Origin of the sequence: Dorea sp. BIOML-A1, assembly GCF_009875615.1 — a bacterium.
Taxonomy (GTDB): Bacteria; Bacillota; Clostridia; order Lachnospirales; family Lachnospiraceae; genus Dorea_A; species Dorea_A amylophila.
Genome location: NZ_WWSA01000002.1, coordinates 1 through 24,202 on the forward strand (window position 1 = coordinate 1; position 24,202 = coordinate 24,202).

A 24,202-nucleotide genomic window follows, 5' to 3' on the forward strand; every position below is an offset into this window, starting at 1 on the left:
GACGGAACCTGAACAGGAACGGCTTCCTACTTTTTATGCAGGTCCGGGTCGTCGTGCCTTTCTGAATTAAATCCCAAGCGATTGAGTAAAAAGCTGCGACTTCTCCAGCCTCTCATAAAATTCCTCATAAAAATTCCCATCTTCCCCATAAGGCGTCAGATAAAATTGTGTCAGCACATGCATACTGATTGTTCTGGCAGTTGAATCAGAATTTGAAGAAGAATCAGAAGTAAGATTCATAACGTATTTCTGAAGCCCTTTCAGAAAGAAATGCCAGTCAGCAATATATTTCTCGTAGGTTTTCAGATTCGGTGTATCCAGCCATTTTTTGATCTTTACTTTAGAACGATCCGTTTTCGGACATTCATGTACCTGTAAGAAATATTGGAAAGAATGGTTTTCATAAAAACGTCCCAGAGGGAACATGCGGCAGATTCCGGGACGGAATGCATGAACCGTACACCGTCCGTCCGCATCAAGGAAAGAACAGGCCTCTTTGGTTCCGGTCATCTTCAGATTCGGAAGAATGATCCCGTCTGCCACATTCAGTTCCAGCGGACCGGCCAGGAGTTCATTCACTGGTTTTGACAGATTGATGGAAAGCCGGTACACATCCAGTGGATCAAGGATGATGGAACTTCCCATACCGTGACAGCAGGCGGAGCAACCGTCACAGCCTTTGCAGTCAGTCCTGGCCATATCGTTGCTGCTGTATAATTTCCCATCGGATATTTCATCCAGATTAATCTCTCTTAACATACTCATTACCTCATATCTGTGATTATAGTTTTTTGTATAGTCTTGTTAGATAAGTTGATTATAGTGTAATATAGAGAAAGATGCAAATAAAATAGAAGGGATGTGGACAGGTATGAAATTTTTCCATTTATCGGATCTGCATATCGGAAAGCAGCTTCATCGTTATAATTTAAAAGAAGATCAGCAGGTGATCTTAAAAGAGGTCATTGCCTATGCAAAAGAATTGCGTCCGGATGCAATTGTGATTGCCGGGGATATTTATGATAAGTCAGTTCCATCAGCGGAAGCAGTGACTATATTTGATGAGTTCCTGACGGAACTTTCAGAGATCACACCGGCAATTCCGATTCTGATCATCAGCGGAAATCATGATTCACCTGATCGTCTGAATTATGCTTCAGAGATTTTGAGACGGCATCATATTTATCTTGTGGGGAATGTTCCGGAGCAGCCGGAAGAGCATATTGAAAAAGTAACATTGCAGGATAAATATGGAGAGGTAGATTTTTATCTGTTGCCATTTATGAAACCTGGATATGTAAGAAATGTTTTTGTTAACAATGTACCAGAGACATATGCAGATGCTGTGAGAGAAATCATTAAACGAGAAGAGATAGATTATAATAAAAAAAGAAATGTATTAGTTTCTCATCAGTTTTATGTAGGAGAAAAGGAAGGAAGTCCGGAAACCTGTGATTCGGAAGTATTTTCCGTAGGAGGGATTGATAATGTAGATATCGGGGCAGTGAAAGAATTTGATTATGTGGCGCTTGGACATCTTCACGGGGCACAGTACGTCAGCAGGCCAAAGATCCGGTATTGCGGTACGCTTTTGAAGTATTCTGTCAGTGAGAGCACGCAGACCAAAAGTCTTACTGTGGTGACTTTAAAAGAAAAAGGGGAGAAGCCGGAAATTGCATGCTATCCGCTGCATCCGCTCAGAGATGTCAGAAAGAAAAAAGGAACGCTGGAAGAAATTATAAAAGAAGCCGGTGAAGAAGAAAAAGAGGATTACATCAGTATTACGCTGACAGATGAGATCGATCCATATAAACCGAAAGAGCAGCTGGAACGGGTATTTTCCCATATATTAGAGATCCGGGTAGATAATCAGAGAACAAGAACCAAATTAAAAGAAATGGATGAAGATCTTGTTATGAAGGATCCGTTTACCTCTTTTTGTGAATTCTATAAGGAGATGCAGGGAAGAGAGATGAATACGCAGGAGGAGACAATCATGAAAGAAATCTTTGACAATGTGAAGGGAGTGGAGTAGATGAGACCGGTTAAGCTTATTATGTCAGCGTTCGGATCATATGCCGGCAGAACAGAGATTGATTTTACAGAGATTCCCAATGGACTGTTTCTGATCACAGGAGATACAGGTGCAGGTAAGACTACGATCTTTGATGCAATCACATATGCGTTGTATGACAGGACCAGCGGCGGCACCAGAGATGGAAATATGATGCGGAGCCAGTATGCGGATGAAGGAACGGATACTTATGTTGAGTACACGTTTATATATCAAAAGAAACAATATAAGATACTAAGAAATCCGGAATATATGCGCCTGGGAAAAAGAAAATATGCAGACGGGTCACTGAGATATGTGAAGGAGACCCCAAAGGTAGAACTGACACTGCCGGATGGAAGTGTATTCAAAGGAAAGAAGAGAGAGACGGATCAGAAGATTGTAGAAATTACAGGGCTGGATGCAGATCAGTTTACCCAGATTTCCATGATAGCACAGGGAGAATTTCTGAAGCTTCTGCTGGCTGAATCAAAAGAACGGAAAAAGATATTTTCCAGAATATTTCAGACACGCTTTTATTACAGAATACAGGAAGAATTGAAGAAACAGGCAGTACAGTTATATGTCAAACTGGAACAGAATCTGCAGGAAATGAAGCTTGAGATGGCCAGGACAGAGTATCCGGTGTGTGAGAACGGAAAAGAAACGGAGCTTAGCAGAAAATGGAAAGAAGTATCCGGACAGGATATTCCGGACAGAGACAGAATATCGGAGATACTAAAAGAAATCATCGGACAGGGAAGCCGATTGGAAAAGGCCTGCAAAAAAGAAGCAGACGGGGCACAGGTGCTTCTGGAAGATAAGAACCGTCTTCTGAAGGAAGCAGAACTTCTAGATCAGCTCTTTGATTCGTATGGACAGGTACTGAGCCATCTGAAAGAAAAAACAGCGGAAAAGGCAAAATATGAGCTTATGAAGGAGCAGATACAGTCCGGTAAGAGTGCAGAACGTGTCAGAACAGAGGAAAAGAGATATCTGGAAGAAGAAAAAAGGCTGACAGAGTTAAAAACACAGGATCATAGTCTTCAAAAGAAATTACAGGAATGCAGACAATTGTTGCAGGAACTTACAGAAGATCAGAAAGAGGCTGTGAAAGAAAAGACAGAAAAAGAGATTGTACTGACCGAGAAAAAAGTGCGGATACAGGATGCAATTTTGCAATATGAGAGTATTAATAAAAAGCAGGAAACTTTGAATAAACTTGCAGAAGAAATAAAAAAATATTTAAATCATGCAAGAATAATAAAAGAAAAGAATGAAATCCTGCAGAATAAGAGCGAAGAAATAATTGAATTTCTAAAGCAACATGAAGATGTTGAGATATGCATAAATGAATGCAGAAATAAAAAACAACAGACAGAAGAAAAAATGCGGCAATATAAGGAACTGGACAGACAGGAAAACAGAAAAGAACAATTAAAGGAAGACTGCGAAAGAGCAAAGAAAGAAGCTGAATGTGAACAGAAGAATTATGAACATGCATGGGCGGAATATGAAATGAAGTATCAGAAGTTTCTGAAAGAACAGGCGGGAATACTGGCTTTGACACTGGAAGCAGGACAGCCTTGTCCGGTCTGTGGTTCCAGAGAACATCCTCAGATTACATTATTGAGTGACGAAGCACCGACACAGGCAGAAGTAGAATCTGCAAAGGAGGAAAGAGACAGGAAAGAAAAAACAAGAGATATAAAAGTCGCTGCATTCCGGGAATGTCTTGCAGGATACCAGGCAGCACAGGAAATCTGCCAGACGCTTCAAATGAACATAAAAGATGCGCCGGAAGACGGATTTAAGACTAACTGGAAAAAGATTATGCAAAATCTGGGACAGACGTTTGCAGAAACAGAAGAACAATTAAAACAACTGGAACAGATTTCCGAAAAATGCAAAGCATTAAAGAAGAATCAGAAACAGATTGCGGAGCAGTCGGTGGAACTGGAAAGAAAAGAACGGGAAACGGACCAATGCCTGACGGAATCAAAGCTGGTATATACAAAAGTACAGGCTGAATATCAGACTGCGAAGGAGAAACTGCCATATGAGACCATAGAAGAAGCAGAAAAACATCTGGCACAGACAGTAGGAGCATTGGAGCAGTTGAGAAAGAATTATGAGACAGTGACCAGACGTCTGACAGAAATGCAAAATAAAGAAAAGGAACTGGAAGGACGTAGTAAGACCGTGAAGGCATCTGCTTTACAATCTCAGAAAGAAGCAGAGAAAAAGAAACTCCGTTATGAACAGGTAATGAAGGCACAGGGATTTGCGGATGAGGAGAGTTATCATAGGAAATGCATAAAGGAGACGGAACTGGAAGAAGCAGAACGGTGGACAGAAGCATATCAGAGAGAACTTCAGGAACTGGAAGCAAACAGAAAATTACTGGAACAGCAACTGAAGGGGAAAGAAAAGAAAGATATAGCGCAGATCAAACAGGAAATAAAAGAAGCATCTGAAGTGCTGGAGCAGATTCGCAGGGAATATATGAGGCTTCATAATATCAATGAAAAGAATAGAGAAATCAGGGATAATCTGAGACGCAATTTTGAGAAGAACAGTGGACTGCAGAACCAGTATGAAATCATTGGTAATCTGAGTAAGACGGCGAATGGAAATCTGAGTGGAAGTGCAAAACTGGACTTCGAGACTTATATCCAGAGGCAATATTTCCGGCAGATCATACGTGCCGCAAATAAGAGGCTGATCCGTATGACATCCGGCGAATTCATTCTGCAATGCAGAGATGTTGAAAAGCTGGGAAGCCAGGGACAGGCCGGACTGGAACTGGATGTGTATCATATGGCAACAGATACGATCAGAGATGTCAAAACCTTATCCGGCGGAGAATCTTTTATGGCAGCGCTGTCTATGGCATTGGGACTTTCTGATATAGTGCAGAATACAGCAGGTGCGATCCATCTGGATACGATGTTTATAGATGAAGGTTTCGGATCTCTGGATGATGCATCGAGAGATCAGGCAATTCGTGTACTGAATGATCTTGCGGATAAAGACAGACTGGTGGGAATTATTTCACATGTAAATGAACTGAAAGAACAGATCGATCATAAGCTTGTAGTGAAAAAGACGGACAAGGGAAGTTCTGTCAGCTGGTCGGTATAAGGACGGAAAATCTGTTATCGGATCCGTTATATACAGAGATAAAAACAGGGAAGCTGTTGCATGATACGCAAGCGTTAGCAACAGCTTCCCTGTTTTTATTCGTTTAATAGTTATTTATGTTCTTCCTGATATTTCAGAGAAGCTTCGATAAATCCTCTGAACAATGGATGCGGTCTGTTCGGTCTTGATTTTAATTCCGGATGTGCCTGTGTGGCGATGAACCAAGGATGTTCAGGAATTTCAATCATTTCAACAATCCTTCCATCCGGTGAGAGACCGGAGAGCTTCATGCCGTGAGAAGTAAGAGCCTCGCGGTAGTCATTATTGACTTCGTAACGATGACGGTGGCGCTCACTGATCTGATCTGTTCCGTACATTTCGTAAGCTTTGGATGTCTTATCAAGTACACAAGGATAAGCCCCAAGTCTTAAAGTTCCGCCGATATCTTCAATGCCAATCTGCTCTGGCATGATATGGATGACCGGATGAGTGGTGTTTGGATCAAGTTCTGCACTGTGAGCATCATTGTAACCGATGACATCTCTTGCAAATTCTACGATAGAAAGCTGCATTCCGAGGCAGAGACCTAAGAACGGTATATTGTGTGTACGTGCATATTTGATCGCCTCGATCTTTCCTTCGATACCACGGTTACCGAATCCGCCGGGAACCAGGATACCACTTACGTCACTAAATAATTCCTCGGCATTATCGGCAGTAACGGTTTCTGAATCGATCCATTTGATATTTACAGTAGCACGGCTGAAGATTCCACCGTGTTTTAATGCTTCTACAACACTGATGTAAGCATCATGAAGCTGAATATATTTACCAACCAAAGCAACTGTGACTTCGGTGGTTGGATTCTTAAGGTAGTCGACCATTTCTGTCCAGTCTTTTAAATCCGGTTCCGGGCAGTCGAGGTGGAGACATTCACATACAACACCTGCAAGATTCTCTTCTTCCATTGCAAGAGGAGCTTCATACAGATATTCTACATCCAGGTTCTGCAGTACATGATTAGACGGTACATTACAGAATAATGCGATTTTGTCTTTCAGTCCGACACCGAGTGGATATTCGGAACGGCATACCAGAATATCCGGCTGGATTCCCATTCCCTGAAGATCTTTAACGCTTGCCTGGGTAGGTTTTGTCTTCATTTCCTGAGAAGCCTTCAGATATGGAATCAGTGTGACATGAATCAGGATAACATTTTCACGTCCTTTTTCATGCTGGAACTGACGAATGGCTTCCAGGAAAGGCTGACTTTCGATGTCACCAACGGTTCCGCCGACTTCAATAATGGCAATTTCCGTATTCTCAGCGGCTGGATTGCGATAAAAACGGGATTTGATTTCATTTGTAATATGTGGGATAACCTGAACCGTTCCTCCACCAAAATCTCCACGGCGTTCCTTCTGAAGAACAGACCAGTAAATCTTACCGGTTGTTACGTTGGAATTCTTGCTCAGACTTTCATCGATGAATCTTTCATAATGTCCAAGGTCAAGGTCGGTCTCAGCACCATCATCAGTTACAAATACTTCACCATGCTGTACAGGGTTCATAGTACCAGGGTCAATGTTGATGTATGGATCGAATTTCTGCATTGTAACTGTGTAACCACGAGCTTTCAGCAGACGTCCGAGAGATGCAGCTGTAATCCCCTTACCTAATCCAGATACTACACCGCCTGTAACGAATACGTATTTTACTGCCATAACTTCCTCCTTAAGTCAAAATTAGTTTCTCTGTTATATAAAGTGTTCAAAAAAATACTTTAAGATTATACACCTTTGTTATTAAAAAATACAGAGTTTTTTTCATATTTTGCTTCAAAAGTTGCCTGAATAGACAGCAGTTTGAATTGTTTGATGTCTACAGACCCCGGCATAACAGATACATGAGCCTGACAGCCTTTTAATTTAGGAAGCTGTTCCATCGCAAGTTTTGCATCTTTACTGGTAGCAGCACTTACAGAAAGGGCAATCAGAACTTCATCGGTATGAAGGCGTGGATTGCGGCTTCCCAGATATTTTGTTTTCAGACTCTGGATTGGTTCGATCGCCTGTGGAGAGATGATCTTGATCTCATGTCCGATACCTGCAAGTTCTTTTAATGCATTCAAAAGAAGAGCAGAGCATGCGCCAAGAAGATCCGATGTCTTGCCTGTCACGATCGAGCCGTCTGGGAGTTCCAGTGCAGCTGCAGGCCCGCCTGTACGCTCGGATTCGGTGAGAGCCGCATCGACTACCGGACGGTCATGAACGGTAATATCTGCCTGGTTCATTAACATTTCTAATTTATAAGTTTCTTCTTCAGAGCATGCGCCGAGAAGAAGTCTTCTCCTGGATGCATAGTATCTGCGGATGATTTCCTGACAGGAAGCGTTTCTACATGCGTCATCATTGCAGATACAGTTGCCAGCCATATTTACCCCCATATCTGTTGGGGATTTGTAAGGACTTTCTCCGTAGATGCGCTGGAACATGGCATTTAATACAGGGAAAATCTCTACATCACGGTTATAGTTGATCGTTGTCTCACCATAGGCTTCCAGGTGGAACGGATCTATCATATTAATATCATTTAGGTCGGCCGTAGCTGCCTCGTAAGCCAGGTTGACCGGATGTTTTAACGGAATATTCCAGATTGGAAATGTCTCAAATTTGGCGTAACCTGCTTTGATTCCGTGCTTGTGTTCATGATATAATTGTGACAGGCAGACAGCCATCTTTCCACTTCCAGGTCCCGGAGCAGTCACAACGACCAGAGGACGGCTTGTTTCTATATAATCATTTTTTCCGTAACCATCGTCACTTACGATAAAAGGTACATTTGTCGGATATCCGGGAATCAGGTAGTGACGGTACACTTTGATGCCAAGCTTTTCCAGACGGTTTTTGAATAATTCGGCACTTTCCTGTGCGTTATATTTGGTAATAACGACACTTCCGACATAGAGCCCAAGTTCCTGATAGATATGCATCAGGCGGAGTACATCGGAATCATACGTGATACCAAGGTCACCACGGATCTTATTCTTTTCAATATCTTCAGCGCTGATGACGATGACGATTTCGGCCTGATCGGACAGCTCGCATAACATACGGAGTTTGCTGTCAGGCTGGAATCCAGGAAGAACTCTGGAGGCATGGAAATCATCAAAAAGTTTGCCTCCGAATTCCAGATACAGTTTGTTGTCAAATTGTCCGATACGTTCACGGATATGTTCAGACTGCATCTTCAGGTATTTTTCATTATCGAATCCAATTTTCATAAGTACATTCCCTCATCTAAAATATATTTGATTTTTTATAGTGGAAAATCTGCCGGAATCGGCATAAGCATTTTCATTTCAAGTATACTACAACACATAGGAAGTTTACAATCTTTTCATAATGTTTTTATTGATTTCTAACATAGTGGTCTTTATAATAATTAGTTATACAGGAGGATTAAAATGGACAACCAAAATAATAAGAATAACAAGAATAATAAACAAGGTATTTCGTTTATTTTATTGGTCACAGTTATTACATCGATTCTTGTGGTTGCACTGTTCCAGTTTCAGGGAATGACCTCTGCAAAAGAGATTACTTATAATAAATTCCTGAAGATGGTAGATGACGGCAAGGTCAAAAAAGTAGAGATTCAGAGTGATAAGATCATGATTGTCACGAAGAAGGATAAGGACAGTGGAATTTCACAGGAATATTATACCGGAGTTGTGAATGATGACGAACTGACCAACCGTCTGGAAAAAGCCGGTGTAGAATTTAATCAGGAGATTCCGGATACCACATCCGCGGTAGCAATGAACGTTATCTTAACATTCCTGCCAATCGCATTCTTTGTCGGAATGATCGTCTGGATGACAAAGCGTATGTCAAAAGGCGGCGGCATGATGGGAATCGGTAAGAGCAATGCCAAGATGTATGTAGAGAAGCAGACAGGTGTGACATTTAAAGATGTGGCCGGTCAGGATGAAGCAAAAGAGTCCTTACAGGAAGTAGTAGATTTTCTGCATAATCCCGGGAAATATACGAGTGTCGGTGCAAAGCTTCCGAAGGGAGCGTTGTTAGTCGGTCCTCCGGGAACCGGTAAGACACTTTTGGCGAAAGCAGTAGCCGGTGAAGCAAAGGTACCATTCTTCTCACTGAGCGGTTCAGCATTTGTGGAAATGTATGTCGGGGTAGGAGCATCCAGGGTACGTGATCTGTTTAAACAGGCTCAGCAGATGGCACCATGTATCATTTTCATTGATGAGATTGATGCAATCGGTAAGAGCCGTGACAATCAGATGGGCGGCAACGATGAGCGTGAACAGACACTGAACCAGCTTCTTGCGGAGATGGATGGATTTGAAAGTAATAAAGGACTGGTGCTTCTTGCAGCAACCAACAGACCGGAGATCCTGGATCCTGCGTTATTGAGACCAGGACGTTTTGACAGACGAATCATCGTGGAAAAACCAGATCTGAAAGGACGTGTAGAGGTCCTGAAGGTACATTCTAAAGATGTAAAGATGGATGAGACTGTTAATCTGGAAGAGATTGCACTGGCAACTTCAGGAGCAGTTGGTTCCGATCTCGCCAATATGATCAATGAGGCAGCAATCAATGCAGTAAAACATGGAAGAAATGCAGTGTGTCAGTCAGACTTATTTGAAGCAGTAGAAGTAGTACTTGTAGGAAAAGAGAAGAAAGACCGGATTATGAGTCAGGAAGAACGGAGAATCGTTTCCTACCATGAAGTCGGACATGCGCTGGTAAGCGCATTGCAGAAAGATGCGGAACCGGTACAGAAGATTACGATTGTTCCACGTACGATGGGAGCACTTGGTTATGTTATGCAGACTCCGGAGGAAGAAAAATTCCTGAATACGAAGAAGGAACTTCAGGCGATGTTAGTCGGATTGCTTGCAGGACGTGCCGCAGAAGAAGTGGTATTTGATACGGTTACAACGGGAGCTTCCAATGATATCGAGAAAGCAACAAGCGTTGCAAGAGCCATGATCACACAGTATGGTATGAGTGAGAAGTTCGGACTGATCGGTCTGGAATCCATTCAGAACCGTTATCTGGACGGACGTCCGGTCAGCAACTGTGGACAGCAGACAGCATCCGAGATTGATGAAGAAGTCATGAAGATGCTGAAAGATGCTTATGAAGAAGCAAAACAACTGCTGAGAGATCACAGACAGTCACTGGATAGGATTGCGGCATTCCTAATCGAAAAAGAGACGATCACCGGAAAAGAATTTATGGAAATCTTCCATGAAGTAGAAGGAATTGATCCGGATGCACCGAAGAAGGAAGAAGCAAGAATCGGTATGAATCCGGTAGAAGGTGAAGGGTTTGTTATGAAATCAGCAGATGATACAGCCGAAGAACCTGTTGAAGCAATAAAGGAAGTTGTCTGCGAAGAAGAATAAGTATAAAGAGAATAGATATATGAGGAAAGATACAGGGTAAAGTTTGAGAAAGCCCTGTATCTTTTTTCTTTTCAATTATATCTGCCTGGTATATAATAGGCAGGATGAGAGTATTCTGGAGGAAAGAGTATGAAGGGAAGATTATTCGGAGTCGGAGTCGGACCGGGAGATCCGGAACTTATGACATATAAAGCAGTACGTATCATAAAGGAATGCCAAGTGCTCGCAGTGCCTGCGAGAGGCAGGAAACATGCGGTCAGCTACAGGATTGCAGCGGAGATGATAGAGAACATGGAAGAAAAAGAATTCCTGGGTCTGGATACGCCGATGACAAAGGACAGACAGATTCTGGATCGGAATTATGAAAATGCAGCAGGGAGAATTATAGAAGAACTGGAAAAAGGGAAGGATGTAGCATATCTGACGCTGGGAGATCCGACAATCTATTCGACTTATATGTACATTCACCGCATAGTAAAAGCAAAAGGGTATGAGACAACGATCATCAGCGGAATTCCGTCCTTTTGTGCTGCAGCGGCGAGACTGGATGACAGTCTTGTTGACCAGGCAGAAGAACTTCATGTAATCCCATCCAGCTATGGGATAGAAGCGGCACTAAACTATTCCGGTACAAAGATTCTGATGAAGTCCGCATCCGGAATAAGTGAAGTAAAGAGGACTTTGGAAGAAAAAGACGGAAATGTGAATGTAAAGATGATAGAAAACTGTGGAATGCCAGAGGAGCGGATATATGAAAGAATAGAAGATGTTCCGGAGCAGGCAGGCTATTATTCTTTATTGATTGTAAAAGAGTCGGAAAAAGAGCGATAACAGGATTCAAAAAATCAGAGAAGATGTTTAGAATTAGAAAATAAAAAATATACAGGAGACGTATATGGAGAATTTTAACATACAGGAAGAACTGAAGAAGCTGCCCGGAAAACCGGGTGTATACCTGATGCACGATGAAAGGGATGCAATCATCTATGTCGGAAAGGCAATCAGCCTTAAGAACCGTGTCCGTCAGTATTTTCAGAGCAGCAGGAATAAAGGTGCCAAGATAGAACAGATGGTGACACATATTTCCAGATTTGAATACATTGTGACAGATTCTGAATTGGAAGCACTGGTGTTGGAGTGTAATCTGATAAAGGAACACAGACCGAAGTATAATACTATGCTGATGGATGACAAGAGTTATCCGTTTATAAAAGTTACAGTAAATGAGCCGTTTCCGAGGGTTATGCTGGCAAGACAGATGAAGAAGGACAAGGCAAAATATTTTGGCCCTTATACCAGTGCAGGCGCAGTGAAAGATACGATAGAATTGATCCGTAAGCTTTATCATATCCGCAGCTGTAACCGTTCGCTGCCAAAAGACATAGGGAAAGAGAGACCTTGTCTGAATTATCATATCCATCAGTGCCAGGCACCATGCCAGGGATACATTTCTCAGGAAGAGTATCGGAAATCCATAGACGAAGTTGTACGTTTCCTGAATGGACATTATGATCTGGTGTTAAAAGAACTGGAAGAAAAGATGATGGCAGCATCGGATAGTCTGGAGTTCGAAAAAGCAATTGAATACAGAGAACTGCTTACAAGTGTACAGAAGGTTGCTCAGAAGCAGAAAATCACAGATACGGCAGGAGATGACAGTGATATCATTGCAATGGCTTCTGAGGGAGAAGATGCAGTTGTGCAGGTATTTTTTATTCGAAGCGGAAGACTGATCGGACGGGATCATTTTTATCTGAAGAGCGCAGAAAATGATACGGAAGGCGAGATATTGTCAAGCTTTATCAAGCAGTTCTATGCAGGCACACCATATATTCCTGCGGAACTGATGCTGCCGGAAGAGATTGAAGATCAGGATATCATTGAAGAATGGCTGACGGCAAGGAGAGAACGCAGAGTACATCTTCGCATTCCGAAGAAGGGAACGAAGGAAAAACTGGTAGAACTGGCACAAAAGAATGCGCAGATGGTGTTAAAGAATGACAGAGAACGTCTGAAACGTGAAGAGGGAAGAACGATCGGTGCAGTGAAAGAACTGGAAAAGATACTGGGACTAAAAGGCATCATACGCATGGAGGCATATGATATTTCCAATACGAACGGATTCGATTCTGTCGGATCGATGGTAGTCTATGAACATGGGAAACCAAAACGGAACGATTACCGCAAATTCAAAATTAAAACTGTGCAGGGTCCGGATGATTATGCCAGTATGAATGAAGTACTGACCAGAAGATTCGGGCATGGATTGCGTGAACAGCAGGAAGAAAGTGAAACCGGAGGCTTTCAGATATTTCCGGATCTGATCATGATGGACGGAGGACGGGGGCAGGTGAATATAGCACTGGAAGTACTGGAAAAGCTTCATCTGCATATTCCTGTGTGTGGAATGGTAAAAGATGACAATCACAGAACGAGAGGACTGTATTTTAATAATACCGAACTTCCGATTGACCGCAACTCGGAATGTTTCCGGCTGATTACCAGGATACAGGACGAAGCGCACCGTTTTGCAATTACATTTCACAGACAATTGCGCAGCAAGGGGCAGGTGCATTCTGTGCTGGACGATATTCCGGGAGTCGGCCCTGCAAGAAGAAAAGATCTGATGCGATGCTTTGAGAATATTGATGCAATCCGTAATGCAACAGTAGAAGAGTTAAAAGAACTGCCAAGTATGAATGAAAAATCTGCACAGGAAGTATATAAATTTTTTCACCAGAATCATTAAGTATGGTATAATAATTAAAGAGATTTTTAATACGTGTGAGGTAGAAGAATATGGCGAATAAAGTTGAATTAAAAACACTTGTTGAAAAAATGAATCTTAAAAATTTAACACCGGATGTAGATCTGTCTGATAAAGATGTAGAGATACCAGATATTAACAGACCGGCACTGCAACTTACAGGATTTTTTGAACATTTTGATTCAGAACGTGTACAGATCATTGGTTATGTAGAATATACATTTCTGGAGAAGATGACAGATGAAGATAAGAAAAAGCGGATTTATGAGACACTGCTTTCTTATAAGATTCCTTGCCTGATCTTCTGCAGGAATCTTCCACCGGAAAAGATGCTTCTGGAGATGGCAGAAAAGGCAAATATCCCTGTATTCCAGACAGAGAAGAAGACATCGGAATTTACAGCAGAGATCATCCGATGGCTGAATGTGGAACTTGCACCATGCATTTCTATTCATGGTGTGCTGGTTGATGTATACGGTGTTGGTGTGCTGATCATGGGTGAAAGTGGAATCGGTAAGAGTGAAGCCGCACTGGAACTGATCAAGCGTGGACACCGTCTTGTCAGTGATGATGTCGTAGAGATCCGCAGAGTCAGTGATGAGACACTGGTTGGATCGGCACCGGATATCACAAGACATTTCATTGAATTGCGTGGTATCGGTATTGTAGATGTAAAAGCATTGTTCGGTGTACTGAGTGTCAGGGAGACACAGAATATTGATCTTGTTATCACGCTTGAAGAGTGGAATAAGAACAAAGAATATGACCGTCTCGGACTGGAAGAAGAGTATACAGAATTCCTTGGAAATAAAGTGGTGTGTCATCATCTTCCAATACGTCCTGGACGTAATCTGGCGATTATCGTTGAGACAGCGGCCGTTAACCACAGACAGAAACAGATGGGATATAATGCAGCACAGGAACTGTACAAGCGTGTACAGCAGAATCTAACAAAAAAATAGGAGAGTAGCAAAATGAAATATTGTTTTGGTGTAGATATCGGGGGAACAACAGTAAAATTAGGTTTGTTTACGACCGATGGGGAGATTGTAGATAAGTGGGAGATTAAGACCCGTACAGAGAATCAGGGAGAGGCAGTTCTTCCGGATATCGCAGAGGCGTTAAGGGAAAAGCTTGAAGAAAAGAAGATCGACAGAGATGAGGTGGAAGGAATCGGAGTCGGAGTTCCGGCACCGGTGAATGCGGAAGGTGTGGTACAGAACACTGCAAACCTCGGATGGGGATATAAAGAAGTAAAAAGAGAGATGGAAGAGCTTTCCGGCATGAGAGCCGAGATCGGTAATGATGCCAATGTAGCCGCACTTGGAGAAATGTGGCTGGGAGCCGGCAAAGGACGCAAAAATATCGTTATGGTAACGCTTGGAACAGGTGTAGGCGGTGGAATTATCATTGATGGAAAACCATTGGTAGGAGCGCATGGTGCCGGTGGTGAGATCGGGCATCTCTGTGTGAATTATGAAGAGACAGATCATTGCGGATGTGGTAATACCGGATGTCTGGAGCAATATGCATCAGCCACAGGAATTACCAGACTGGCGAATATCCGTCTTGCCAAAGATGATGCCAAGTCAGTATTAAGAGAGCAGGAAGTCAGTGCAAAGACTGTATTTGATGCAGTGAAAGCCGGAGATGCAGTGGCAAAAGAGATTGCAGAAGAATTTGGAAAATATCTCGGACATGCAATGGCTAATTTGGCAGCAGTGGTAGATCCGTCAGCAATTGTGATTGGCGGGGGTGTATCCAAAGCAGGTGAAGTACTGATAGAGTATGTGGAAAAGAACTTTAAAGAGAGAGCTTTTTTTGCTAACAAAGATACCGAATTTGTCCTTGCGACATTAGGGAATGATGCAGGAATCTGTGGAGCTGCTAAATTAATTCTTTCATAAAGGATATTGGAAAAAATGAGATTGATTTTACAATCAAAAAAATATGTATAAAAAATGCGGGATGGTTTTAACTATCCCGCATTTTTCTATATATTACTGAGGTGTAGTACCGCCGGTTGAGCCACCGGTTGTATCGCTGCCGGTTGAACCACCTGTAGTACCGCCGGTTGAACCGCCGGTTGAACCGCCGGTTGAACCGCCGGTTGAACCACCGGTTGAGCCGCCCGTTGTAGTACTACCGGTTGAGCCGCCCGTTGTAGTACCGCCGGTTGTATCGCCGCCGGTTGCTGTGTTACCGGTTGTATTGCCGGCCGTTGAATTACTGCCGTTTTCTCTATTGGAATCGCCGGAAGTATTAGCAGTAGAATTGCTGTCGTCTTCTGTGGAAGAGTTCGATTTGCTTCCGTATGAATATCCATGTCCGGAACATGTTTCGGTAGGCAGTGTGTCTTTTGCAAAATATTCTGTAATAGACGGGCATCCGCTTCCTGCGAGTTTTCCTGTAATTGTACAGATGCTTTTACGTTCAACGGAAGAAGGAACTTTGAAATCTTTTTCTTCCAGATTCTCGTGAATACGGCTCATGATACCTTTCCAGAGTCTGAAACGGAAACTTGTGTCATAATCACATTCCTTGTTGTCATCATATCCTCCCCATACGGCACAGGTATAATATGGTGTAAATCCACAGAACCATAAGTCTTTGTTGGAAGTTGTGGTACCAGTTTTACCGGCTACCGGCATATTAGGAAGCTGGCATGCAGTACCGGTACCGGAATTGACGACATCTTCCATTGCGCTGGTGAGAAGGTATGCTGTACTGTCTTTGAGTACGGTATGTGATTCGCCGGTACCATCCAGAAGGACATTGCCATCATGGTCAACTACTTTGCTGTAAAGCGTTGGTTTATTATATTCGCCGCCGTTGGCAATCGTTGCATATGCTGCACACATTTCGTAATTGTAGACACCTTCTGTGATACCACCAAGAGCAAGAGTCTGGGAAGTGCTGTCATCGAACACTTTTCCATTGATCGTCTTATTTTTTACAAGAGTACTGATTCCGAATTTCTGACAATACTCATAGCCTAATTCCTGAGTGATCTCATCACTTAATTTTACAGCTACTACGTTGATGGAACGTTTGATACCTTCACGGAGAGTTGTAGTACCGCCATATTGCTTATTGGCATTTCTTAAAACCTGTCCGTTTTTCAGTGTATATGGTTCATCATCAATTGTTGTTGCAAGAGTTTTGTCACAGGAATCTAATGCCGGTGCATAAGCCGCAAGAATCTTGAATGTAGATCCCGGCTGTCTCTTAGAACCCTGGTAGGCTCTGTTAAGACCAAGGCTGGAAGCTTTTTCTCCACGTCCGCCGACCATTGCTTTGATCTGTCCGGTCTTCTGATCCATGATCGTGATAGAAGACTGTGGCTGCGGAGTGATCGTGATACGTTCATCATAAGTATCTCCCTCCCTGGCAATTGTTGCTTTCCATTCTTCGACCATTGCTCTGGCAGCATCTTCGCTGGAATATAAAAGTCCCTGATCTTTTCCGTAAGTTTCTTTTACATAATTCTTGATGTTATTGCTGCCATAATTTTCCGTTGATCCATCGGCACGGGTTACAGTCAGTGCATAATCCAGACCATATTCTTTCAGTCCCGGATAATTGGAATCATCATTGGCTTCTTCATCGCAGATCTGCTGCATGGTTTGATTCTGTGTAGAATAAATACTAAGACCGCCGCTGTAAACAGCATTATAAGCCTGCGTATCAGTATAACCAAGCTGGTCTTTCAGATCCTGAATAACTTGCTGGGCAAGTGCATCAACAAAATAACTATAGGTATTATCTGCCTGAGAAGCAGTATTGGTTGTCTGGATCCGCGCATATACATCATCGGCAAGTGCTTCATCATATTGTTTCTGGCTGATATAATCCTGTTCCAGCATATTCTTTAATACTTTATTGCGTCTTACTTTATTGTTATCCGGATGAGTGATCGGATCATAAGTACTTGGACTTTGTGTGATTCCGGCAATGACTGCACATTCAGATAAGGTCAGATCAGATACATCTTTTCCGAAATAACGCTGCGATGCAGCCTGAACCCCGAGACAGTTCTGCCCAAGATTGATCGTATTCAGATAACTTTCAATGATCTCGCTTTTATCCATTTTCTTTTCAATCTGTAAAGCAAGATACTGTTCCTGGATCTTACGCTGGAATTTGTCATAAAACGTTTTTTCTTTGGTAAAGTTCGGGAACACATTGTTCTTGATCAGCTGCTGTGTAAGAGTACTGGCACCTTCAGTGAAATTACCACCTCTTGCAATGCCGACTACTGCAGCACGGGCAATACCCTGCAAATCTATACCGTTGTGTTTGTAAAAACGTTCATCTTCAATCGCAACAAAAGCATGCTGCAGATCTTTTGGTATCTCATCAACGGATTTGTATACCCTGTTAGAACCGGAAGATACAAATCGTTCAATCTCTGTGCTGCCGTCATCGGCGTAGACGAAAGTGGTAAATCCTTTCGGTTTAACGTCAGATGCGGAGACATGAGGAGTATCATCAATGATCTTTTTTATAAAAAGACCGCCGCCGGCTACTCCGACTACTGCTGCAAGAACAATACAGATCAGTAATGCTTTGAATAAACGGACAACGATACGTTTTCCCTGCATCGTAGATTTGGACGTTATTTTTTTCTGCCTTTTCGCAGCCTTTTTCTTTCCATAATTCATGCGTTTAGGCCTCCTTTATACCAGGTTATTATAGCAAATGTACACTCTTTTATAAAGAAAAAAATGAAAACTTCATATTAGACTAGGAAAATCTTAAGAAATTAGGTATTATATTATGTATAAATTTACAAATTATACGAAAGGACGACAAAATGTTACCAGAATACAGAACCATCTATCAGGGCGGAGAAGATGAGATTGTAGAAAAAAAATCAAGATTTATCGCAACTGTAATACCGGTGGAGAATGAAGAAGAAGCACTGGAATTTATAGAAAAGACAAAAAAGAAATACTGGGATGCCAGACATAACTGTTTTGCATATGTGATCGGAGAGAGAGGACAGCTTCAGCGCTGCAGTGATGACGGAGAGCCGAACGGAACAGCCGGAAAACCAATGTTGGATGTATTGCTTGGAAATGAACTGAGGAATGTGGCTGTGGTTGTGACACGTTATTTTGGCGGTACACTGCTTGGGACAGGAGGGCTGGTTCGGGCTTATTCACAAGCTGTGAAAGCCGGTCTGCGGGCATCGGTCGTGATAACGAAGATTCTGGGTGTGAAACTTCATATAGAGACAGATTATACAACATTCGGTAAGATCCAGTACATTCTGGCCCAGAGAGAGCTGAAAATACTGGATACGGTATATACGGATAAAGTAGAATTGGAAGTACTGATCCCGAAGACGGAACTGGAACAGGTGATGCATGCAATTACGGAAGGGACGAACGCACAGGCAGATATGACACCGAAAGAAGAGTGTTATTATGCTGAGATTGACGGTGTGCCAACGGTTTTGGAATAATTGCTTTGATGGTTTCTGGTGCATACAGGAAATAAAAAAGAGACGGCATGATAGGCTGCCGTCTCTTTTTTGCATCCTGCATTACAGGTATTGTGTTGCATTTTATATAGAATTTTAAGAAAATTCTGGTTCGATCAATCCAAATGTTCCGTTCTTACGTCTATATACAACATTTACTTCGTCAGACTCTGCGTTACAGAATACATAAAAATCATGTCCGAGAAGTTCCATCTGAACACACGCATCTTCCGGATACATAGGTTTAAATCCGAATTTTTTGGTACGTACGATTTTAATCTCGCCGTCATCTTCAATATTATCTTCGGCGTCAAAGAATTCCTGTTTGAAGTTACCGCCTTCCTGTTCACGTGCTACCAGTTTATTTTTATATTTACGAAGTTGACGTTCGATGACTTCTTCTACAAGATCAATCGATACATACATATCAGAACTTTCCTGTTCGGAACGAACCAGACCACCCTTTACAGGAATTGTTACTTCAATTTTCTGATGTCCTTTCTGTACACTTAAGGTTACGTGAATCTCTGTATTCGGAGTAAAGTACCTTCCTAACTTTCCTAACTTGCTTTCTACGGCCTCTCTTAAGCCTGGTGTTACATCGATGTTCTTTCCAATAATAATAAATTTCATGATGCCCAACTCCTTTGCGACATAATTTCAAATAATTGCACGTTATACAATCATCAAATAAATGAATTATAATCTGACAATTGTTACTCGAACCGGCAATCTATCTGATATGTGTAGTATAACATGTTTGGTCGCTAATGTATAGCACGAATTACCTGAATTCTTGAAATTTTTCCATCATGAAGTTTGGCAACCCGCAGACCGCAATCGTGGAAGTAATAACATGCACCAACACGGGGCGTGATATTCTGTTCTTCGAGATGCCGCAGCAGTACATTGGAAAGGGTATCATCTGCTTCATGCGGAATGCTCACGCTGAGAATCTTGTTGACAACTTTAGCCTTGGTTGAAGCACGGAATACCGTTTCGTCTGCTATGTCGAATTCTGAGAATAAGAATTTTCTGGTTGCAAATAAGACTGCGATGGAACAGACGCCGATCAGACTGCTGTAGATGGAAGTGTGGTCCATAATGATGTGTCTTGCAATCGCAAAAAGCAGAACCTCAAATACGGTACTCGGAGAGTGCGAATACATCATACGGATCAATTCGACACCGATGATCAGATTAAAACAAACCTCGAGAAGATCATCGTAATTCGGATAGGTGTTCAGATTCGGAATATACTGAAGTGAACATACCATACGAAGGCAAAGCAGTATGATACCGATCGCAAGCATAAATGCAATCACATATTCCAGAATTGCGGCCACCTGTTTGAGAAGGTGAGAAATCAGTTCTTTCATTCGTGGATTCCTTTCTTTTATATAGATTTTCGCTGTAATTCCAGTATAAGTGAAAAAAAGATATTTGCCAATATCCCAAAGAAAGATATCATATCAAAATGAAGAACAATGGAGAAGAAAAATTTTTAGTAATGTGTGCTGCAGATGAGAACAAAAAAGCGGCAGAAAATAAAATATATAAATTGTCAGGTTTTCGTGAACAAAAACTGTTTTATATATTTTATTTTCTGCCGCTTTCGTGCGGTCAGTTATAACCGTAAATGTTTATTCATTAGCGATTTACACGTTTTCTCATCTTAGGATCCAGAATCTTTTTACGAATACGGAGTGATTCCGGAGTAACCTCCAGAAGTTCATCTGTATCGATGAAGTCGATTGCCTGCTCCAGACTGAGGACCGTCGGAGGTGTCAGACGAAGTGCATCATCTGCGCTGGAAGAACGAGTATTGGTAAGATGCTTGGTCTTACATACATTTACTTCGATATCATCTGTTTTTGCATTTTCACCGATGACCATACCGGAATAAACTTTTTCACCGGCACCGATGAAGAGTGTTCCACGCTCCTGAGCACTGTACAGACCATAAGTTACAGACTCACCGGTCTCGTATGCAATCAGAGATCCCTGTTTACGATACTGGATATCTCCCTTATATGGAGCGTATCCGTCGAATGCAGTGTTCATGATACCATTTCCCTTTGTGTCTGTCAGGAAATCACCACGGTAACCGATCAGACCACGGGATGGGATACGGAACTCAAGACGTGTATATCCACCATTGGCAGCACCCATTGTCTGTAATTCACCTTTTCTCTGGCTCAGTTTATCAATAACGACACCAGTGTATTCATCAGGTACATCAATGTAAGCAATCTCCATTGGCTCAAGAAGTTTACCATTCTCGTCTTTGTGATACAGAACCTCAGCTTTGCTGACTGCGAATTCATATCCTTCACGTCTCATATTCTCGATTAGAACGGAAAGGTGAAGTTCACCACGTCCGGATACTTTGAATGCGTCCATGTTTTCGGTATCTTCAACACGAAGGCTGACATCTGTGTTCAGTTCGCGCATCAGACGATCACGTAAGTGACGGGAAGTTACATATTTTCCTTCCTGTCCGGCAAACGGACTGTCATTTACAACGAAATCCATAGAGATTGTTGGTTCAGAAATCTTCTGGAACGGAATTGGTGTCGGATTTTCAGGTGAGCAGAGTGTATCACCGATGGAAATGTCAGAGATACCTGAAATTGCCACGATTGCACCGATAGATGCTTCTTTTACTTCTACTTTCTGCAGACCGTCAAATTCATATAATTTACTGATCTTAACTTTCTTCTGTTTGTCAGGATCATGATGGTTGACAACAACCATGTCCTGGTTAACTGCGATCGTACCGTTATCTACTTTACCAACACCGATACGTCCAACATATTCATTATAGTCGATCGTACTGATCAGAACCTGAGTCGGAGCTTCCGGATCACCTTCTGGTGCAGGAATATAATCCAGAATGGTCTCAAACAGAGGCTTCATGTCTTTCATTTCATCCGAAATCTCAAGTGCAGCCACACCATTCTTAGCGGATGCGTATACGAATGGGCAGTCTAACTGTTCATCAGAAGCACCAAGGTCAATGAGCAGTTCCAGAACTTCATCGATAACTTCTTCGGCTCTTGCTTCCGGACGGTCAATCTTATTGATACATACGATGACCGGAAGTTTTAACTCCATTGCCTTGCGGAGTACAAATTTGGTCTGCGGCATAGCACCCTCAAACGCATCAACAACGAGGATAACACCATTAACCATTTTAAGGACACGTTCTACTTCGCCGCCGAAATCAGCATGTCCCGGAGTATCTATAATATTGATTTTTACACCGTTATAGGTGACGGCAGTATTCTTGGAGAGGATCGTGATTCCACGTTCTCTTTCGATATCGTTAGAGTCCATGACACGTTCTGCTACTTCCTGATTTTCACGGAATACACCGCTTTGCTTTAATAATTCATCTACTAATGTTGTCTTACCATGGTCAACATGGGCAATAATCGCGATATTACGTACATCTTCACGTTTTGTCTTCATTACGAATCTTCCTTTTCTCTACCTATTATTATCTGCAACCACATTAGTTTATCACATTTTTTGAAATTTACAAGTATTTAGTTCTAAAATGCTGATTTGATTCATAGACTTTGTAATGACTTAAAATACGATCCAGAGGAAGGGAGATTACAAAATTATGTCAGATAAGATGATTGAGAACAACCAGGTAACTATGATGGGAGAAATCGTATCCCCGTTTTTATTCAGCCATGAAGTATTCGGAGAAGGCTTTTATATGGTAGAAGTGGATGTGAAAAGACTCAGTAATTCCAAAGACAGGATACCGCTGATGATTTCAGAACGTCTGATAGATGTTTCGAAAGATTATACAGGGGAATTTATTATGGTAAACGGACAATTCCGGTCTTACAACAGGCACGAAGAGATGAAAAACAGATTGATTCTTTCTGTTTTTGTCAGAGAACTCTTTTTTATTGAAGAAGAGCTTGACGGGGCAAAGACGAATCAAATCTTACTGGATGGATATATCTGTAAACAGCCGGTATATAGAAAAACACCGCTGGGAAGGGAAATCGCAGATCTGTTGCTGGCAGTGAACAGACCGTACGGGAAATCCGATTACATTCCATGTATCTGCTGGGGAAGGAATGCCAGATTCGCTTCTGCATTTGAAGTTGGGGAGCACGTGCAGGTGGTTGGAAGAATTCAGAGCCGTGAATATACGAAGAAGATCACAGAAACAGAAACACAGAAAAGAGTTGCCTACGAGGTATCGGTCAGCAAGCTGGAATGTATGGATGAGCCGGTGTAAAGGATGAATTTTCGATAAGGGTTCGGATTGACATCATATTTAATTGATGATAGAATTTCATTAGATTATATGAAAGTCAGGAGGATCACTATGGCTATTTTTACAGGAGCCGGCGTGGCAATAGTCACACCATTTAATGAAGATGGAAGTATTAACTATGACAGACTTGATGAGTTGATCGAGTTTCATTGTGCACATAAAACAGACAGCATTGTAATCTGTGGTACAACAGGAGAGTCTGCTACCATGACAGAAGAAGAACACATGCAGTGTGTGAAATTTACAATCGACCGTGTGAATAAGAGAGTTCCGGTTATCGCGGGAACAGGTTCCAATTGTACACGTACTGCAATAGACATGTCAAAAGAAGCTTCCGAGTATGGAGCAGACGGTCTGCTTCTGGTTACACCTTATTACAATAAAGCAACACAGAACGGACTTATCGGACATTTCAGTGCGGTAGCAAAAGAAGTGACAGCACCGATCATTATGTACAGTGTTGCCAGCAGAACAGGCTGTAATATTGAACCTGCAACAGTTGCAAGACTGGTAAAAGATGTAGATAATATCGTGGGCATCAAAGAAGCATCAGGAAATATCTCACAGGTTGCAAAGATCATGAACCTGACAGACGGTAATGTTGACCTCTATTCAGGAAATGATGATCAGATCGTGCCGGTATTATCACTTGGAGGAAAAGGTGTGATCTCTGTACTGTCGAATGTGGCACCGGATGCAGCACATGACATTTGTGAGAAGTATTTTGAAGGGGATGTGAAAGGAAGTGCAGAACTTCAGCTGAAGGCACTCCCTCTGATCGATCAGTTATTCTGTGAAGTGAATCCAATCCCGGTTAAGAAAGCAATGCAGCTGATGGGAATCGACTGTGGCCCGCTTCGCATGCCGCTTACAGAGATATCCCCTGAACATGAGAAGAATCTTGCTCAGGCAATGAAAGATTTCGGTATTCAGTTAGTATAATAAAAAGACAGAAGGATATCATACGTCTATGGTATCCTTTGTTTTTACCGGCATACGCCCGG

The 24,202-nt window shown here is 42.2% G+C and carries 18 protein-coding genes; 11 read left to right on the top strand and 7 right to left on the bottom strand.

Annotated features, from left to right (window positions below; all coding sequences use genetic code 11):
• Positions 1–66: 66 nt before the first annotated feature.
• A complete protein-coding gene (locus GT508_RS00860; protein ID WP_117597118.1) occupies positions 67–759 on the bottom strand; it encodes a YkgJ family cysteine cluster protein in 693 nt (230 codons plus the stop codon).
• 112 nt (positions 760–871) lie between these two features.
• On the opposite strand from GT508_RS00860, the gene GT508_RS00865 reads away from it, so the two are divergent.
• Both GT508_RS00865 and GT508_RS00870 read left to right on the top strand, forming a co-directional pair.
• Entirely contained in the window at positions 872–2,035 is a 1,164-nt protein-coding gene (locus GT508_RS00865) for an exonuclease SbcCD subunit D (protein ID WP_161143374.1), read from the top strand.
• Positions 2,036–5,197 carry an AAA family ATPase gene (locus GT508_RS00870; protein ID WP_161143375.1) on the top strand — a complete coding sequence of 1,054 codons (3,162 nt, stop codon included), beginning with the start codon at positions 2,036–2,038 and terminating at the stop codon, positions 5,195–5,197. It abuts the gene before it with no gap.
• 110 nt (positions 5,198–5,307) lie between these two features.
• On the opposite strand, the gene GT508_RS00875 is transcribed toward GT508_RS00870, so the two are convergent.
• Together GT508_RS00875 and GT508_RS00880 are read right to left on the bottom strand one after the other, a co-directional pair.
• Positions 5,308–6,921, bottom strand: a complete 1,614-nt coding sequence (locus tag GT508_RS00875; RefSeq protein ID WP_055281397.1) for a CTP synthase — start codon at positions 6,919–6,921, stop codon at positions 5,308–5,310.
• A gap of 65 nt (positions 6,922–6,986) precedes the next feature.
• A complete protein-coding gene (locus tag GT508_RS00880) occupies positions 6,987–8,480 on the bottom strand; it encodes a DUF1846 domain-containing protein (RefSeq protein ID WP_161143376.1) in 1,494 nt (497 codons plus the stop codon).
• A 183-nt stretch (positions 8,481–8,663) separates the two neighbouring features.
• Between GT508_RS00880 and ftsH the strand changes: the two genes are divergently transcribed.
• From ftsH to GT508_RS00905, 5 genes are all read left to right on the top strand, one after another.
• On the top strand, positions 8,664–10,637 hold the full coding sequence (ftsH, locus tag GT508_RS00885) for an ATP-dependent zinc metalloprotease FtsH (RefSeq protein WP_055281402.1): 1,974 nt from the start codon (positions 8,664–8,666) through the stop codon (positions 10,635–10,637).
• Between the two features lie 129 nt (positions 10,638–10,766).
• The gene (gene cobI / locus GT508_RS00890) at positions 10,767–11,468 is read left to right on the top strand and encodes a precorrin-2 C(20)-methyltransferase (protein ID WP_161143377.1); all 702 of its coding nucleotides are present in this window, start codon (positions 10,767–10,769) and stop codon (positions 11,466–11,468) included.
• A 64-nt stretch (positions 11,469–11,532) separates the two neighbouring features.
• Positions 11,533–13,386: an excinuclease ABC subunit UvrC gene (gene uvrC / locus GT508_RS00895; protein ID WP_161143378.1), complete on the top strand. Its 1,854-nt coding sequence runs from the start codon at positions 11,533–11,535 to the stop codon at positions 13,384–13,386.
• 50 nt (positions 13,387–13,436) lie between these two features.
• Positions 13,437–14,366: an HPr(Ser) kinase/phosphatase gene (hprK, locus tag GT508_RS00900; protein ID WP_055281409.1), complete on the top strand. Its 930-nt coding sequence runs from the start codon at positions 13,437–13,439 to the stop codon at positions 14,364–14,366.
• Positions 14,367–14,378: 12 nt separating this feature from the next.
• A complete protein-coding gene (locus GT508_RS00905) occupies positions 14,379–15,311 on the top strand; it encodes an ROK family glucokinase (protein ID WP_161143379.1) in 933 nt (310 codons plus the stop codon).
• A gap of 93 nt (positions 15,312–15,404) precedes the next feature.
• Here the strand turns inward: GT508_RS00905 and GT508_RS00910 are convergent, their stop codons facing one another.
• Complete coding sequence (locus GT508_RS00910) at positions 15,405–18,068, bottom strand: transglycosylase domain-containing protein (protein ID WP_161143380.1); 2,664 nt, start codon at positions 18,066–18,068, stop codon at positions 15,405–15,407.
• Positions 18,069–18,220: 152 nt separating this feature from the next.
• On the opposite strand from GT508_RS00910, the gene GT508_RS00915 reads away from it, so the two are divergent.
• Entirely contained in the window at positions 18,221–18,874 is a 654-nt protein-coding gene (locus tag GT508_RS00915; RefSeq protein WP_055281416.1) for a YigZ family protein, read from the top strand.
• Between the two features lie 114 nt (positions 18,875–18,988).
• Here GT508_RS00915 and hpf read toward each other — a convergent pair whose 3' ends face one another.
• Together hpf and GT508_RS00925 are read right to left on the bottom strand one after the other, a co-directional pair.
• On the bottom strand, positions 18,989–19,525 hold the full coding sequence (gene hpf, locus GT508_RS00920) for a ribosome hibernation-promoting factor, HPF/YfiA family (protein ID WP_006426234.1): 537 nt from the start codon (positions 19,523–19,525) through the stop codon (positions 18,989–18,991).
• Positions 19,526–19,659: 134 nt separating this feature from the next.
• The gene (locus GT508_RS00925; protein ID WP_022415036.1) at positions 19,660–20,271 is read right to left on the bottom strand and encodes a hypothetical protein; all 612 of its coding nucleotides are present in this window, start codon (positions 20,269–20,271) and stop codon (positions 19,660–19,662) included.
• Positions 20,272–20,369: 98 nt separating this feature from the next.
• Here GT508_RS00925 and GT508_RS00930 point away from each other — a divergent pair, with 98 nt between their 5' ends.
• Positions 20,370–20,525 (top strand): hypothetical protein, encoded by a 156-nt coding sequence (locus GT508_RS00930; protein ID WP_161143381.1) that lies wholly within the window; start codon positions 20,370–20,372, stop codon positions 20,523–20,525.
• 17 nt (positions 20,526–20,542) lie between these two features.
• On the opposite strand, the gene typA is transcribed toward GT508_RS00930, so the two are convergent.
• Positions 20,543–22,366, bottom strand: coding sequence for a translational GTPase TypA (gene typA, locus GT508_RS00935; protein WP_006426231.1), 1,824 nt, complete (start codon positions 22,364–22,366; stop codon positions 20,543–20,545).
• 157 nt (positions 22,367–22,523) lie between these two features.
• Between typA and GT508_RS00940 the strand changes: the two genes are divergently transcribed.
• The gene (locus GT508_RS00940) at positions 22,524–23,159 is read left to right on the top strand and encodes a single-stranded DNA-binding protein (RefSeq protein WP_028088254.1); all 636 of its coding nucleotides are present in this window, start codon (positions 22,524–22,526) and stop codon (positions 23,157–23,159) included.
• A 90-nt stretch (positions 23,160–23,249) separates the two neighbouring features.
• Positions 23,250–24,140 (top strand): 4-hydroxy-tetrahydrodipicolinate synthase, encoded by an 891-nt coding sequence (gene dapA / locus GT508_RS00945; RefSeq protein ID WP_028088255.1) that lies wholly within the window; start codon positions 23,250–23,252, stop codon positions 24,138–24,140.
• The last annotated feature ends 62 nt before the right edge of the window (positions 24,141–24,202 follow it).

Coding starts and splice junctions, on each gene's coding strand:
- uvrC (WP_161143378.1), top strand. CDS start 11,533: ATGGAGAATTTTAACATACAGGAAGAACTGAAGAAGCTGCCCGGAAAA.
- hprK (WP_055281409.1), top strand. CDS start 13,437: ATGGCGAATAAAGTTGAATTAAAAACACTTGTTGAAAAAATGAATCTT.
- cobI (WP_161143377.1), top strand. CDS start 10,767: ATGAAGGGAAGATTATTCGGAGTCGGAGTCGGACCGGGAGATCCGGAA.
- GT508_RS00940 (WP_028088254.1), top strand. CDS start 22,524: ATGTCAGATAAGATGATTGAGAACAACCAGGTAACTATGATGGGAGAA.
- GT508_RS00915 (WP_055281416.1), top strand. CDS start 18,221: ATGTTACCAGAATACAGAACCATCTATCAGGGCGGAGAAGATGAGATT.
- hpf (WP_006426234.1), bottom strand. CDS start 19,525: ATGAAATTTATTATTATTGGAAAGAACATCGATGTAACACCAGGCTTA.
- GT508_RS00870 (WP_161143375.1), top strand. CDS start 2,036: ATGAGACCGGTTAAGCTTATTATGTCAGCGTTCGGATCATATGCCGGC.
- GT508_RS00905 (WP_161143379.1), top strand. CDS start 14,379: ATGAAATATTGTTTTGGTGTAGATATCGGGGGAACAACAGTAAAATTA.
- dapA (WP_028088255.1), top strand. CDS start 23,250: ATGGCTATTTTTACAGGAGCCGGCGTGGCAATAGTCACACCATTTAAT.
- GT508_RS00910 (WP_161143380.1), bottom strand. CDS start 18,068: ATGAATTATGGAAAGAAAAAGGCTGCGAAAAGGCAGAAAAAAATAACG.
- GT508_RS00925 (WP_022415036.1), bottom strand. CDS start 20,271: ATGAAAGAACTGATTTCTCACCTTCTCAAACAGGTGGCCGCAATTCTG.
- typA (WP_006426231.1), bottom strand. CDS start 22,366: ATGAAGACAAAACGTGAAGATGTACGTAATATCGCGATTATTGCCCAT.
- GT508_RS00880 (WP_161143376.1), bottom strand. CDS start 8,480: ATGAAAATTGGATTCGATAATGAAAAATACCTGAAGATGCAGTCTGAA.
- GT508_RS00930 (WP_161143381.1), top strand. CDS start 20,370: ATGAAGAACAATGGAGAAGAAAAATTTTTAGTAATGTGTGCTGCAGAT.
- GT508_RS00860 (WP_117597118.1), bottom strand. CDS start 759: ATGTTAAGAGAGATTAATCTGGATGAAATATCCGATGGGAAATTATAC.
- ftsH (WP_055281402.1), top strand. CDS start 8,664: ATGGACAACCAAAATAATAAGAATAACAAGAATAATAAACAAGGTATT.
- GT508_RS00875 (WP_055281397.1), bottom strand. CDS start 6,921: ATGGCAGTAAAATACGTATTCGTTACAGGCGGTGTAGTATCTGGATTA.
- GT508_RS00865 (WP_161143374.1), top strand. CDS start 872: ATGAAATTTTTCCATTTATCGGATCTGCATATCGGAAAGCAGCTTCAT.